This window comes from Bacillus sp. 179-C3.3 HS (assembly GCF_047229225.1).
Lineage (GTDB): Bacteria > Bacillota > Bacilli > Bacillales > Bacillaceae > Bacillus.
This window is the reverse complement of sequence record NZ_JBFEFT010000034.1, coordinates 14,365-28,254: the sequence shown is the minus strand read 5'-3', so window position 1 is coordinate 28,254 and position 13,890 is coordinate 14,365. Positions and strand designations below refer to the sequence as shown.

Annotated in this window: 8 protein-coding genes, 1 tRNA gene, 1 rRNA gene, 1 pseudogene and 1 riboswitch; of the genes and pseudogenes, 4 read left to right on the top strand and 7 right to left on the bottom strand. The window is 39.0% G+C overall.

The window, feature by feature from the left end; translation table 11 throughout:
- Positions 1-80: ribosomal RNA gene (locus AB1K80_RS16535) — 16S ribosomal RNA — on the bottom strand; the annotation flags it as partial.
- Between the two features lie 432 nt (positions 81-512).
- A riboswitch (TPP riboswitch) is annotated at positions 513-615 on the top strand.
- A gap of 100 nt (positions 616-715) precedes the next feature.
- On the opposite strand from AB1K80_RS16535, the gene thiT reads away from it, so the two are divergent.
- The gene (thiT, locus tag AB1K80_RS16530) at positions 716-1,294 is read left to right on the top strand and encodes an energy-coupled thiamine transporter ThiT (protein ID WP_412857985.1); all 579 of its coding nucleotides are present in this window, start codon (positions 716-718) and stop codon (positions 1,292-1,294) included.
- Between the two features lie 232 nt (positions 1,295-1,526).
- Here thiT and AB1K80_RS16525 read toward each other — a convergent pair.
- From AB1K80_RS16525 to AB1K80_RS16515, 3 genes and pseudogenes are all read right to left on the bottom strand, one after another.
- Positions 1,527-2,081, bottom strand: a pseudogene (locus AB1K80_RS16525) (N-acetyltransferase family protein).
- Between the two features lie 70 nt (positions 2,082-2,151).
- The gene (locus AB1K80_RS16520) at positions 2,152-3,702 is read right to left on the bottom strand and encodes a flotillin family protein (RefSeq protein ID WP_412857983.1); all 1,551 of its coding nucleotides are present in this window, start codon (positions 3,700-3,702) and stop codon (positions 2,152-2,154) included.
- Positions 3,703-3,713: 11 nt separating this feature from the next.
- Complete coding sequence (locus AB1K80_RS16515; RefSeq protein ID WP_412857982.1) at positions 3,714-4,247, bottom strand: hypothetical protein; 534 nt, start codon at positions 4,245-4,247, stop codon at positions 3,714-3,716.
- 208 nt (positions 4,248-4,455) lie between these two features.
- On the opposite strand from AB1K80_RS16515, the gene AB1K80_RS16510 reads away from it, so the two are divergent.
- Positions 4,456-4,935: a DinB family protein gene (locus AB1K80_RS16510; RefSeq protein ID WP_412857980.1), complete on the top strand. Its 480-nt coding sequence runs from the start codon at positions 4,456-4,458 to the stop codon at positions 4,933-4,935.
- A 36-nt stretch (positions 4,936-4,971) separates the two neighbouring features.
- Here AB1K80_RS16510 and AB1K80_RS16505 read toward each other — a convergent pair whose 3' ends face one another.
- Both AB1K80_RS16505 and betB read right to left on the bottom strand, forming a co-directional pair.
- Positions 4,972-6,180 carry an iron-containing alcohol dehydrogenase gene (locus tag AB1K80_RS16505; protein ID WP_412857979.1) on the bottom strand — a complete coding sequence of 403 codons (1,209 nt, stop codon included), beginning with the start codon at positions 6,178-6,180 and terminating at the stop codon, positions 4,972-4,974.
- A gap of 25 nt (positions 6,181-6,205) precedes the next feature.
- The gene (betB, locus tag AB1K80_RS16500; RefSeq protein WP_412857978.1) at positions 6,206-7,675 is read right to left on the bottom strand and encodes a betaine-aldehyde dehydrogenase; all 1,470 of its coding nucleotides are present in this window, start codon (positions 7,673-7,675) and stop codon (positions 6,206-6,208) included.
- Positions 7,676-7,883: 208 nt separating this feature from the next.
- On the opposite strand from betB, the gene cudC reads away from it, so the two are divergent.
- Positions 7,884-8,441, top strand: coding sequence for a choline uptake/conversion transcriptional regulator CudC (gene cudC, locus AB1K80_RS16495; RefSeq protein WP_412857977.1), 558 nt, complete (start codon positions 7,884-7,886; stop codon positions 8,439-8,441).
- Between the two features lie 71 nt (positions 8,442-8,512).
- A tRNA-Ala gene (locus tag AB1K80_RS16490) sits at positions 8,513-8,585 on the top strand.
- Between the two features lie 408 nt (positions 8,586-8,993).
- Here AB1K80_RS16490 and AB1K80_RS16485 read toward each other — a convergent pair.
- Complete coding sequence (locus tag AB1K80_RS16485; RefSeq protein ID WP_412857975.1) at positions 8,994-12,488, bottom strand: AAA domain-containing protein; 3,495 nt, start codon at positions 12,486-12,488, stop codon at positions 8,994-8,996.
- Positions 12,489-13,890: the final 1,402 nt, after the last annotated feature.

The window sequence follows — 13,890 nt, the reverse complement described above, 5'->3', positions numbered from 1 at the left end:
CTCCCTTCAGTTCGCTCGACTTGCATGTATTAGGCACGCCGCCAGCGTTCGTCCTGAGCCAGGATCAAACTCTCCGAGGTATGCAGGATGCATATCACACATGCGTTGCTACATGACGTAGCGAACTTAGCATGTGATCATTCCTGCCTCGTCAGTTTGACTGACTACCTATGAATCATCATAGGATTTTTTATAAAAACTCGAATTAACAGGTACGTTTTGTCTTGTTTAGTTTTCAAAGATCATACTCTCCATCGCTCAGAAGCGACTTTACTAATATAACATTCTACCAAGAATAAGTCAACAACTTTTTTCTTCATGTTATTTATCAACCGCTTTATTTCGGCGATGTTTACAAATATAACACCTTTCAAAAAAAGAAACAAGTGTTTTTTCTAAATAATTTATTTTTCCGTATTTCTTCCTCTAAATTGATATTAAAAGTGATGATCATTGGATTTCTCTATTGTTGATTATAAGGCTCTTTAGTATATTTATAATAGATTCAATTAAATAACCGCAGGGGGAGCTTTGTGCTGAGAGTGAACAATTCATTGTTCTGACCCTTTGAACCTGTCAGTTAATACTGAAGTAGGAATGTGGAATATATGAATACCGATTGTGTATTCATTCCAATATGTTTTTCTATGAATCACATATTATTCATCCTTACATGGTCTCTCCTTGCATAATACATCGAAAAGGAGATTCTTTTATGCAACAATCAAATTTAGTACGTTTAATGGAAATTGCGATTATGACGTCGCTTGCTCTTGTATTAGATTACTTATCTGGTCTATTTTTAAGAATGCCAAATGGTGGGTCCATTGCACTCATTATGATTCCGGTTATTCTTATGTCTATTAGATGGGGAATATCAACTGGTTTTATCATCGGGGTTTTGATTGCTGGGCTTCAGCTCATGAATAATCCCATTATCGCCTCCCCAATCCAAGGATTTTTAGATTATTTCGTCGCATCTGTTGTCATTTGTCTAAGCGGTCTATTTGCAGGTTTGATCAAAAAAGCGATTCAAAAAAACATGCGTAAGAGACAAATCTTCTATATTATACTATCTGTTTTTGTCGCAAGCTTTTTCAGATTACTGACATTCTTTATTTCTGGCGTTGTTTTCTTTTCTCACTATGCACCTAAGGGAACTCCAGGATGGCTTTACTCCTTACTTTATAACAGCTCATATATGGTTCCTTCATTTATTATTTGTAGCATCGTGCTTTGTTTACTGATTCCAACTGCACCTCGTTTGGTTTTCCCACAAAAAATAACCCGCTGATTTCAGTGGGTTATTTTTTTATGCATAATTTGCCGCTCGATGGAATCTATTAATAGTAGAAGATTTCATGCTGGAGGTACGACAATGAATCCTTTCTCTATTATGCTTTGTTGCTATATTCTTAGTCTTGCTTACTTTTTGGCTGGTTTCTATGAAGCTTTAAAAATAGCAGGCGTGAAAGGGAAAGTAGAAGCTTCTCCTTTTATTTCTTATATATTGCTTGCTACGCTTTTTACCTTCTTCTCTCATTATTACTGGAAGCTGACGATTTGATTTTGTGTATACGGTCATGTAATTCGGAGAGCACCCAACCATAGCCCAATTCATCGTGCTTTTCGCCAGCCAGTTCAAACTGGCTGGTCGCGACAACAGTCGGTTGTAGCTTTTGATAAAAACGATTCGCTGTATTCTGTTTTAACACCCACAGCAGCATATTTGTGTAGCCTTTCTCGATTAAATATTCTACACCTCTTTCGATTAAAGCCATTCCCGCTCCTTGCCTTTACTTTTGTTCTAATAAATAGATGGCAAGCAATTCACCATCATATGATGAATATTGTTGGTCTCGTTGTTGTCCAAAGGTAGCAAAACCAAATACCCCTTCGTCATCTTCAGCTACAAACGTACCTTCTAGCGATCTTTTCTTCCAAACACTCATTCTCTCTTCTACATTTAATCGATCAAGATAATCTTGTGAAATGATACCGGAATACGTTGTTTGCCAGCTCTTAATATGAATCTCCGCAATGTATGGAATGTCGGAATGAATCGCACGCCTGATATTCATTTACTTCACTCCTCTTTTCACTAAATACAATCATTTAGAAAAGACACCTCTTTAAAGGTGTCTTTTGAGATTATTCTTCTATTTGACTTTCAACTGTTCCTTCTTTTTTTCTCGGTTGCTTAATTTCATTGGTTAGCTCTTGAATGCTTTGTTTGACATTGCCTTTTCCAGAGAAATTCTCAATGATTTCTTTTACATCAATGCCTGACGATGCTTTTAGGCTTTCTTGAAGACTAGACATGAGGTTCGTTGCGTAGCTCGTTACTTTATTGGCGCCACTGCCTTCCCCATTACCGCCTGTATCTACAACTGTAATTTTATCAATGTTAGAAAGAGGGGCAGATACTTGTTTCGCATATTCAGGTAGCATTTTCACAATCATATCAAGAATCGCTGCCTGACCATACTGTTCGAATGCTTCGGCAATTTTCTCTTTCGCTTCGGCTTCCGCAAGTCCTTTTAGTCGAATGACTTCTGCTTCTGTTTCCCCTTTCGCACGATCAGCTTCCGCTTTTGCAAGCCCGTCAATTCGTACTTTTTCAGCTTCTGCCTTCGCCATTGCCTCAATGCTATATTTTTTCGCATCGGCTTCGGCTAGTTGCTTCGCTTTTTCTGCCGCAGCGGCTTGCTCCACAGCATAACGGTCAGCGTCTGCTTTCTTTTTCACTTCAGAATCATATTGACGTTCACGACGTTGAATCTCTTTTTCTTCTAATTCAATCTGTTTCTGACGTTCGATAATTTTGACTTGCATTTCTTGCTCAGTGACTTGCTGACGATTACGGGCTGTTTCTAGATCATACGCTTGGTCAGCGCTTGCTTTCGCTGTATCCTGTTCACGTCTAAACTCCGCTCTTTTCAGCTCATTGATTTTTTCTGCTTCGGCGATTTCAGTCGCGCGCTCTAGCTCTGACTTCTTCGCATCTTTATCTGCTTCAGCACGCTTGATACGTGTTTCTTTATCTGCTTCAGCTGTTGCAATATCTGCATCGCGTTTCACCTGTGCAATTCTTGGCTTTCCTAAGGATTCTAAGTAACCATTTTTATCACGCACATCTTTGATGGTGAAAGATACAATCACGAGTCCCATTTTCGCTAAGTCTTGAGAAGCAACACGTTGTACTTCTTGAGAAAACTTTTCTCTATTTTTATAAATCTCTTCCACAGTCATTGAGCCTAAGATTGAACGTAGGTGACCTTCTAATACTTCTCGCGCTTCATTTTCGCGATCTTCTTTTGTTTTACCTAAAAACTGCTCTGCCGCAGTCGCAATTTCTTCAATTGATCCGCCAATTTTAATGATCGCTGTCCCATCAGCCATTACAGGCACACCTTGCTCTGTATAAACCTCAGGTGTCGAGACGTCTAGTTTACTAGATAGTAAGCTAAGTGGCTCTGCTTGTTGAAAGACAGGAAGTACAAATGTCCCGCCCCCTCTGACAATCTTAATCTTATTTCCACCTTCATCGACATGGACATTTTTACTTCCTAGATAACTTCCTGTGACAATTAACGCTTCATCTGGACCAGCCGTTCGATATTTTGAAACAAATACGCCAATGAGTGCAATCAGAATGACTAGGACCACTCCGATGATAATCCAAATTGTTGTTCCTGGCATAGCATTCCCTCCTATATGATTTCTTCATTTGGTGTAACAGATAAAACACCTTTATTCACTTCAACAACAAGTATGCGTGTCCCGTACGGAATATCCTCTTGATCAAAGCTGATAGCTGGTTTCGAAATTCTTCCGCTATTACTGATTAAGAGCACTTCGCCAAATCCGTCTTTTGGAACTGATACAATGACCTCTCCAGTTCTTCCTTTTAAATCTGCCTCAGTATATGAGAGAGATTCTTCAGCAGAGGAAAGCGGGACTAGAACAAATAGATGTAAGCAGGTGACAAGGACAACTGCGATCACGGCCGATAGCGCCGCTCCTAGTCCACTTCCTACAATTGACGTTTTTTCAGCGATGAGCCCCCCAGCTGAGAAAAAGGTAAGAAATGCGAGGATTAATGTCGGCTGAAGGAATGGGACAGGGATTGCTTCAAACAATCCATCAAGCACATCGCCGAAAAAGACGAACACCAGTGTCAAGATTCCTGATATCACTAATATGTATACATACAACGTCTGAAGAGGTATCCCAAACACATCCATCTTCCTCACCCTTTCTTCATGAAATGAACACCTTGCGTTTCATTCTTCTGACCAATCTCACCTCCAATGTATTCCTTCTAACAGGTAATACGAACCACTTTTATAAAAGTTTCAATTTTCAACACATTCCTTTAAAGGATTTCTTGGTTTACTCGAGAATGTTTGTCATGTAACAATATATTTATATTTGATCTTAGAGGTGATGGAATTGAGTTTATTACATGAAGCTAGACAAGAATTGTGGCAGGAGCTACAAGGATTAAATGAGGAACAATTAAACAAAAAAATGTCTGAAGATACTTGGAGTATTCAAGAGGTCGCAGATCATCTAAAGAAAATGGACCTAGTGGCAGCCAAGCACCTAGCTGCTGAAGGAAAAAAAGCACCACTCAAAGAATATGAACCAAAACCGGTAGAATTGGCAGAGGATCGTTCTAACAAAGCTACTGCACCTAGTATCGTTGAGCCTGACCGTAAGCATGTCACCCCCACACAATTAAAGGATGAACTTGATACAGCACGCGATCAATTGAATCAAATTTTATCCAGTTTCACTGAAGAAGATTTCAAACGAGTGATTGCACACCCTGTGTTCAAGGAGTTATCCATTAAGCAGTATCTTGATTTTATCGGTGCACACGAAAAACGGCATATTCACCAAATCAGAGAAGTGAAAGAACAGGTATAAAGTCAAAAAGACTCCCTCTTGGGGGAGTCTTTGTTGTTACACTGTTTTTGGTGTGAGATCAAAACAGCGTGCATAAATCCAGTTATACGCTTTTTCGTTTAAGTCTCTTGGGTTTCCGACTGTTTGTGGATCTTTCATTGCTTCTTTAGATAACCGATCGATCATATCTTTTGATACACCTTGTTCTTCTAATGAAGGAACTTCTAAATCTTCTACTAATTCATACATCCAGTTGACAGCGGCTTTTGCAGCTTCCTCTGTCGACATTTTGCTCGTATCAATGCCGAATGCTTGGGCAATTCGTGCAAATTTCTCCGGATACCCTTTCCAGTTATATTCCATCACAGGTCCCATCATCGCTGCGACACACTGGCCATGAGCTACCGGTATAATACCTCCAAGTGTTTGACTCATCGCATGGGCAGCACCGGCTGATTCACTCCCGTAGGAAAGTCCGGCAAGCATTGCAGCTTGAGCCATACCATATCTTGCTTCTAAATCTTCACCATCAGCAAAGGCACGGCGAATATAATGTGCAGCATATTCAATGGCCATGAGTGCCACAGCATCTGTGATCGGCTGTGCGTATTTCATCGTATAGCATTCGATCGCATGGGCAAGTGCATCAATTCCAGTCATTGCTGTGACATTAGGCGGCATTGATACATGAAGTGCCGGATCAATGACTGTTAAGTGTGCGGCAATAAGTGGTCCACCTGTATTAAATTTAAATTCTCTTTCTTCGTCAGTAATGACCGCCCACTGGGTGACCTCTGAACCTGTACCAGCAGTTGTCGGGATGGTTGTGAGTGGCGGAATTCTATTTTCTAGTGGTTTTTTCCCCTCGGCTGCCTCGTAATCAAGAACCGTTCCTTCATGAGTTACTTCCACACCAATGGCTTTCGCTGTATCCATTGAGCTACCACCACCTACTGCAACTAACCCCTCACAGCCTTCTTTTTTATATAATGCAGATCCTTCATTTACAAGACGTACGGCCGGGTTTGGCTCGACTTTATCAAATAGAACGACATCAATTTGCGCTTCTTTTAAAGAGGCTATGACTGGATCAACTACACCTGCTTGGTAAATACCGGGATCAGTCACAAGTAATACTTTCGAGACGTCATATGCTTTTACTTCTTCCCCAACATGTTTCACAGCTCCAATGCCATGCTTGATCACAGTCGGAATCTCAAATGTATGGAATTTTTGCATGTTTTCAATTTTCATATGTAATGTCATGTTCAATCTCCTCCAAAAGTGATTTTTATTTAAACCAATGAACAGCTTCTGGTTTTGTGTTTCTATATAAGTGTTTCAGCTCCGTGTATTCTTCAAGACCCGTTCTCCCTAATTCACGTCCAAGTCCAGATTGCTTATAACCACCCCAAGGTGCTTGAGCGAAATAAGGATGGAAGTCATTAATCCATACCGTTCCTAATCTTAGTTGGCGTGCGACTCTTTCCGCTTTGCCAATATCGGAAGACCACACCGCTCCCGCTAAACCATAGATCGTATCATTCGCTAACTGGATGACTTCTTCTTCTGAACGGAACGATTCTACAGTTAATACAGGGCCAAAGATTTCTTCTTGTACAATTCTCATATCAGATGTACAGCCAGAGAAAATGGTTGGTAAGTAGAAGAAACCTTTTTGGAGTTCCTCTGCTTCTGGTCGTTTACCGCCTGTTTCTAACTTCGCGCCTTCTTCAAGACCTATGTGAACGTACTTTTCTACTTTTTCTCGATGCCCAGCTGAAATGAGTGGTCCGCTTTGGGTTTCTTCATCAAAGCCGTTGCCAAGCTTGATTTTTTTCGTACGCTTCACCAGTTCTTCTAAAAACGCATCATGAATCGATTCTTCTACTAACAAGCGTGAACCTGCTGAACACACTTGCCCTGCATGGAAAAACACAGCATTCATTGCCTGGTCAACCGCTACGTCTAAATCAGCATCTTGAAAGACGATATTTGGGTTTTTTCCGCCGAGCTCTAGGGCAATTTTTTTCACATTCCCACTTGCTCCTTGCATGATTTTTTTTCCTGTTTCAATACCGCCTGTAAAAGAGATCAAGTCCACGTGATCACTTACAGCAAGCTCATCACCCACTGTTTCACCAGGCCCAAGTACTAAGTTTGCAACGCCAGCTGGAACACCGGCTTCTTCCATGAGCTTGAATACTTTAATCGTTGTCAGTGGCGTTATTTCACTTGGTTTCAAGACGATGGTATTTCCTGCGGCAAGTGCAGGAGCAATTTTCCAACTGGCTTGGAGTAATGGGTAATTCCAAGGCGTGATTTGACCACATACACCAACAGGCTCTCTCACCAATTCACTTTTAGAGTGAGGGATCGGGGATGCAACGAGTTCTCCACCATCTTTATCAGCTAGCCCAGCATAATATTGGAACACATTTGCAATATCGTCCATATCGGCTTTGCTTTCCTCTAATGTCTTGCCAGTATCAAGCGATTCTAGTTTGGCGAGTTCATCCACATCACGTCTAATCAACTCAGCTATTTTAAAGACAATATTTCCTCTCTCAAGTCCAGGCAAGTTTGCCCAATCACCTTGATCAAAGGCTCTTCTCGCCGCTTTAATCGCAAGCTGTGTGTCATGTCTTGATCCTTCACTGACTGTCGCGATCACTTCTTGGTTAAATGGGTTGATAATCTCTCTTGTGTCTCCGCTCTTAGCGCCAACCCATTGTCCATCTATAAATAGTGTTTGACTCATAGAAGGAACCTCCTTGGTATTATTTCTGATAAGTTTGTTAAATAAAAATTTAACGTTTTGAACATAATTAACGTAACATGTTCAAATTTTTCTGTCAAAGGGAGATCGGCTCCTAATTATTTTGACATTTTGCATAGTTTCGTTAACATATAGTCAATAAAGATTTTTTTGAACGTATTGAATTCTCTTAATAGAAAGCAGGGACAAGATGAACAAGCAGGAACAACAACACGCAGAGGAACGTATTTTAGCTGCTAAAGATCTCGTCATTGATTCCATTGCAGAAACAATGGATCTTTATGGCATTACAAGAAGTGCAGGAATTTTATATGGAACGATGTATTTAAATGAAGAAATGACGCTGGATGAAATGCGTGAAGAGTTGCAAATGAGTAAGCCAAGTATGAGTACAGGCGTGAAAAAACTTCAAGATATGAACATTGTCAAAAAAACATTTCACCGCGGCCGTAGAAAACACAGTTTTGTTGCTGAAAAAGATTTTTTTAAATTTTTCATGAACTTCTTTCCACAAAAATGGGAACGTGAGGTAGAGGTGAACCTAGCTGCAATCGATGAAGCGCAAAACCGTCTTCAAGAGGTGATTTCTGATCAGCAGGTGGAGGAAGCCATGCGAGAAGAAGCCAAGCAGCTTCTCGACCAACTCGAAAGCTCAAAAGCATATTATGACTGGCTCAGACGATTGGCCCAGTCTGTCCATTCTAGAGAAATCTTTGAATATATTCCGATTGAGCGCGGAGAGAAATAGATGAGGAATTGCGGTTTACGACTTGAATTTTACAGGAGGATTGATTATAATAAATTATGTCGTAATACCTCGGGGCATTAGCTCAGCTGGGAGAGCGCTACGCTGGCAGCGTAGAGGTCAGCGGTTCGATCCCGCTATGCTCCATACCTTTAGAAAGCGGGAGAAACCTTGTAGTATCAAGGTTTCTCCCCTTTTTTATCCAAGTTCATCTTGCCCGTCGGAATTATCACTAAATGGCCGTTTTGTCCCACTTCGATCAATTAATCATTTCATCTATTTACGTGCCACTTCCTCATGCATGGTTGAAAGCACATGTGAATATGTATCAAGTGTACCTTTTATGTTACTGTGACCTAACCGCTTGATGGAGCGCAGGCTTGATTTGGTTTTTGCCCAGCTTATTATTTCCTTTCCATCATGACTTAGCGTTTACTTTATACTTATCAACCCTTTCTCAAGATCAACATCCTCCAACGAAGCTCTAGTATTTCATCTAGACGCATTCCAGTCATTAGTACCAAGTGAAAGACAATATAACTAGGATGGATAGCTTTATTTCTTAATACTCTCAGTATATCTACACTTAGGAAACCCTTTACATCCATAAAAAACTCCATACTCACTTTTTCGTTCTACAAGCGGTTTTCCGCATTTCGGGCAGACTTTTGATATGTTTCCCGGTAAAGTCGCTACCTCGCGCTTCTTTTCCTGTGTTGTAAATTCCATTTTTTTGACTTCAGCAGTTTGAATTGCAGGTGCCAAAACTGACTCTGTATTTTCAAAACCTGATAGCATTTTCATCAAATTATCCGATGATATCTCATTATTAACTGTATCGCGTGCAACTTTCACAGGCTTACAGCTCCATACTTCCTTGTCTCCTATAATATATAGACGGTATTTAGCTCTTGTGGCTGCCACATTCACAATATTTTTATTTACCCAGTTTGCCGCCTTTACAGATGATTTATCGCAACCAAGCAAGAATATAACCTCATCTGTTCCTTGTCCTTGGAATGTATGAACAGTTCCGATATTTTTATCTTTTAACCATTTGCTTACACGTGGTTCACGTCTATAGAAATCAGATTTGCGTAGTGCATCAATCATTCCCTTCTTCACGGATGTGAATGGTGTAATAATAAACAATTTCGGTATATCACTATTGTCTTTCTTGAATTTTTCTTCGAGAAGCTTTAGAACAATCTGACCTTGTGACGGTACATAATGGTTCTTATTGCCGGACTGTTCCTCACCTTTAACATTTATCCAATATGACTTATCCAAGATAAAGGTCTTCACAGCGTTTTCCTTTGGTGGCGCTGTCTGCTGTTTCATAGTGTCATCATAAGAAAGGTGATTTGATATGCTATACATCGGATCTATACAACGTCTATGTACAGTAAGCGGACATCCAATCCACTCTTTTTCTTCATCTTCTCCGAGAAAAGTGCCATAGCTATTAATATAATCAGCAAAGCCTTGTACAGATATTTTCTTGTCCTTATATGGTGTAAGTAAATCAGATGTAAGAAGACTTTTAATCATGTCTGTTTCTTCCGTCACAACCGGCTCAATTTGCTTAGGATCTCCAACAATTATAGCTCTTCTGCATCGCATCAAAGCTCCAACCGCCATCTGAGGTTGTGCCTGCCCTGCTTCATCCACAATAAGCGTTCCAAGTGTACCCGGACGCTTTATATCACGTAAGAAGGTCTGTGCAGACGCAAATGTAGTTGATATAACCGGGGTAATGAGAAATACATTCTGAATCAATGCTGGGAAGGCATCTATTCTGTCTTTCTCACCCATACGTTCATCACAATCATCATACATATCCCATGCGATCAAAAGATTGATTACATTTTGCCTAAACGATTTAGAGGAAATTACAAATTCCTTATGAAGTTTACAAGCATACAAGAACAGCTTTTCACGCTCCCTGTTGTAATGCTCTGTAAACCAAGGATTTGTAACCTGTGCCCACCTTGATGCTCTCTCATCATGCGATACATATCCATCCATAAAAGATGAATCAATAGGAGTAAGCTTCTCAGCACCTTCGCTATGTCTGCTTAAAAGATTATGATAGCTAGCAATTTTTGAAAGACCGTCTTTTTGCTTTTTCAAAACTTCGATCTCAATCTTTTTCTCTGATATCAAATTGTCTCGTGTAGAATCTTTCTTCAATCTTCCGAATAATCCCCTAGGTCTTGATTCCTCAAGTTCCATTACATATGCATAATTTTCTTTTATTTTTCTATCAAGATCATCTTCAGAAATATTCTCATTAGTCAATGGCAAAGACTTTGCATAGTCGCACAGGATTTCCAACTCTTTCTCAAGTTCTTTCACAATCTTAAGCTGTCTAAGAAAGCATTCTCTCTGCTCTACATATTTCTTTCGATGTTTCTCACGCACATTGTTAAGCTTATAATCGTTAATAAACTTTTTAAGTACAGATACACAGTACTTGTTTATATTAGCACGTTTTCCAAACGGAGCTGATACAAGACCCCAGCAGTCATTTCTATTTAGGAGTTTATTAGCATAGCGCGTGAAATAAATATCACGCACTTCTTTTATTTCACCAGATATCTTTATCTGCTCAATATCTTCTGATTTTTCGACGTCAAACAAATCATGAACTTCATTCAATCCTGACGCCACCGATACATCATCATCTTTTGAAGGTTCAAGACTCTTGAGAATGTCATCACTTTTAGGTAGGTCTGCAGTGATATTTTCAACAGCCGAATTATTACATGATGCCACTAACATTCCATATTGATTGATTTTATCATTCTTCAGCTTAAAATAAGATGGTGCATACTGAAAATATCCCTTACTAACCAACGGTCCCTGTGTAAATGAACACCTCTCATAAGCATCGTCCGGATCTGAATGTGCCGCTTCCGCTAACAACTCAGCTCTTTTTACTATATTGCTAGATACGATTTCTTTGAGAAGTGTTGTCTTTCCGGTGCCAGGAGGGCCATTAACAGAAAATACTTCCGTGTGTGCTTTTTCATCTATCGCAAGATTTACTGCCACCTGTTGCATAAGAGCAGGCATGAATTTAGCAGGCCACTTTCCTAGTGGAGCATTTTTGATATTAAGGGTATTTTGAAAGAAATTCATCATTTTCTGACGCTCTTCCTTTGTAGAAATAGATATACAATTTGCTGGAATAATTCCTGCAGTTTTATTATGTGCAGACAAAATATAATTTATCACTTTACGCTCATAATCAGAACCCTCTCCAAATTTTCCTGATTTGATTTCATCTATGAGCAAAACGATATCATCCAAAAAAAAGCTCTTACCTAAACTTGCATAATCTTCTGGATTTTCGTCTTTATCCTTTGCCTCATCATTCTTGTATCTGTCATAGATAAAGAGTCCTATATAATCAGCAGGAAGTTCCGGCGTTATTGTCTTCACATATGAATTATGAATATCTGAAAACACAGAAGGCAATACAGCAAATAACTCCTCTGCTTCCTGAAGCCAACTGTCATACTTTTTGGTCTCATCATCATAATCAATCGAGTTCAAAGAAAATCCATTGACTTTTTTATTCCATACAGAAATTGCCCACAAAAGTGGAGATAGCTGGAATGAATTCTTCTGATAAATGCCTTCCGAATCAGTTTTAAATGAGAACCATGCAATCTCGCTTCTTTTCGGATAGGCTATGTCTGGCTGTTCATCATGATTCTTCACAAATTTAGCAAGATAATCAACCATATCATTTCTTTTAATTCTACCAAAAAGGAATGACACATCTGCCCCCTCGCCAGGAAATTGAGAAAATTTCTCCTTGTCGGTTTTTAATTCATCAGAAAGATCAATCGAAGGCACGTTCAGACTGGTAAATATTGAAATTTTGTCCAAGCTACTATCAATCAGTTCACCTCTTGTAATCTTTTTCACTACTTTTTTATTGTCTTCACTCTCCTGTGGGATATCTACTTGATTTAAAAGTTCTATCGTCTTCCAATAATCAAGTATTTCAAGTACTTTCTTCTTCTCTATGTTTATCATTTCTACTCTCCTAAACTGAAAAACACTACTATTACTTATTGTTCTGACTTTTTTCTTCTGATAATATCTTTAAAAATAGTGTATTTTCACTCTTCCCAGTAATTATACTGATATTTACAATCATTTTCAGTTTCATCTCATTCCCATCCGGCAGAACAAACGCTCCCTCAACTATATTATCCTTTATCTATTAGATAAATTGAAATTTTTTAATTTAGGATTATACCCAATTTTGGTGCTTCATTGGTGTGAATCTCATACCTTCCTTTGTCTAGTCTATATCGGTATCTATAAATCCAAGTTTATGAATATCTTTGTTGGAAAAGGTGATGACTTTACAGTGATTAATTCTGATCTGCTATTTTTTAGAACCACAATAACTTCCGCCCTATTTCTATCCTGTGGTATTTTCCATGGGCAAAGAATAATACATAGGGCTGTCCCTCGCTTCATGTTGCTATGACGCCAATAAGCTCTCCATTTTCATATGCTCCAGAATAGGTTCTGTTAATTTTGAATACAATTGAATAAGAAATAGGGAAAATCGATTGAGTTTCATTTTAATTTTCTATGTTCAGAAATCCCATTTGCCTTTTAAAAATTTACCATTCAACTTCTTCGCCATCAAGCAAAGTTACAATTACTGTTTTATCTTTAATCACAATCATTTTTTCAACTATCTCATACTCACTGTAACATCCCTTATTTATCTTTCCTAACTAGCAGTGAACAGCATCCACATGTGAGTATGCAGAAACAATGTACAAATGTTACTCAATCAACACCTGTTCTGGTAATAGGTATTTCTCATTCGACAATACTCTTATAGAAAAGTTCCCTTTGACCTAACTAAAGAGGACTATATTTTTATATTTAGCATACCATTATATCTCCAAATCTCATTGTTTCCTACACAAAAATATCGATCACCTGATCGTAAATTTTGGTCACAAACTATAGAAAACTATCGGAAATCACAGTTCATTTCAAAACTTAAAAAAACCTTAAGAGCTCTGATATAAAGCTATTCTTGAACACTATTTGACATTACAGGAAATTGTAACGACTACGCTGGCAGCCTAGAGGTCAGCGATTCTATCCCGCTGTGATCCATCGTTCGGTAAAACGGCGGTATATCGTTTAATCGATGACTTATCGTAGTGTACCGCTCATATATCACGCAGTGAAGAGTACCGATAAATTGATCGTCTTTTATACGAAATAGGAGGCAATTTTTTATGCATTTAAAACGACGAAAAAGTAAGCGTGTTAAGGCGGAAAGGACGAGTACCAAAACAACGCGAGAAAAACTGGTCAATGTTATTTGTGAAATTGGCGTTGACTTTGCACACGATTTCGTTGCATATTTGTTGCACGAACAGGTTAAATTCGATGGTCATAA

Coding starts and splice junctions, on each gene's coding strand:
- thiT (WP_412857985.1), top strand. CDS start 716: ATGCAACAATCAAATTTAGTACGTTTAATGGAAATTGCGATTATGACG.
- AB1K80_RS16520 (WP_412857983.1), bottom strand. CDS start 3,702: ATGCCAGGAACAACAATTTGGATTATCATCGGAGTGGTCCTAGTCATT.
- AB1K80_RS16515 (WP_412857982.1), bottom strand. CDS start 4,247: ATGGATGTGTTTGGGATACCTCTTCAGACGTTGTATGTATACATATTA.
- AB1K80_RS16505 (WP_412857979.1), bottom strand. CDS start 6,180: ATGACATTACATATGAAAATTGAAAACATGCAAAAATTCCATACATTT.
- betB (WP_412857978.1), bottom strand. CDS start 7,675: ATGAGTCAAACACTATTTATAGATGGACAATGGGTTGGCGCTAAGAGC.
- cudC (WP_412857977.1), top strand. CDS start 7,884: ATGAACAAGCAGGAACAACAACACGCAGAGGAACGTATTTTAGCTGCT.
- AB1K80_RS16485 (WP_412857975.1), bottom strand. CDS start 12,488: ATGATAAACATAGAGAAGAAGAAAGTACTTGAAATACTTGATTATTGG.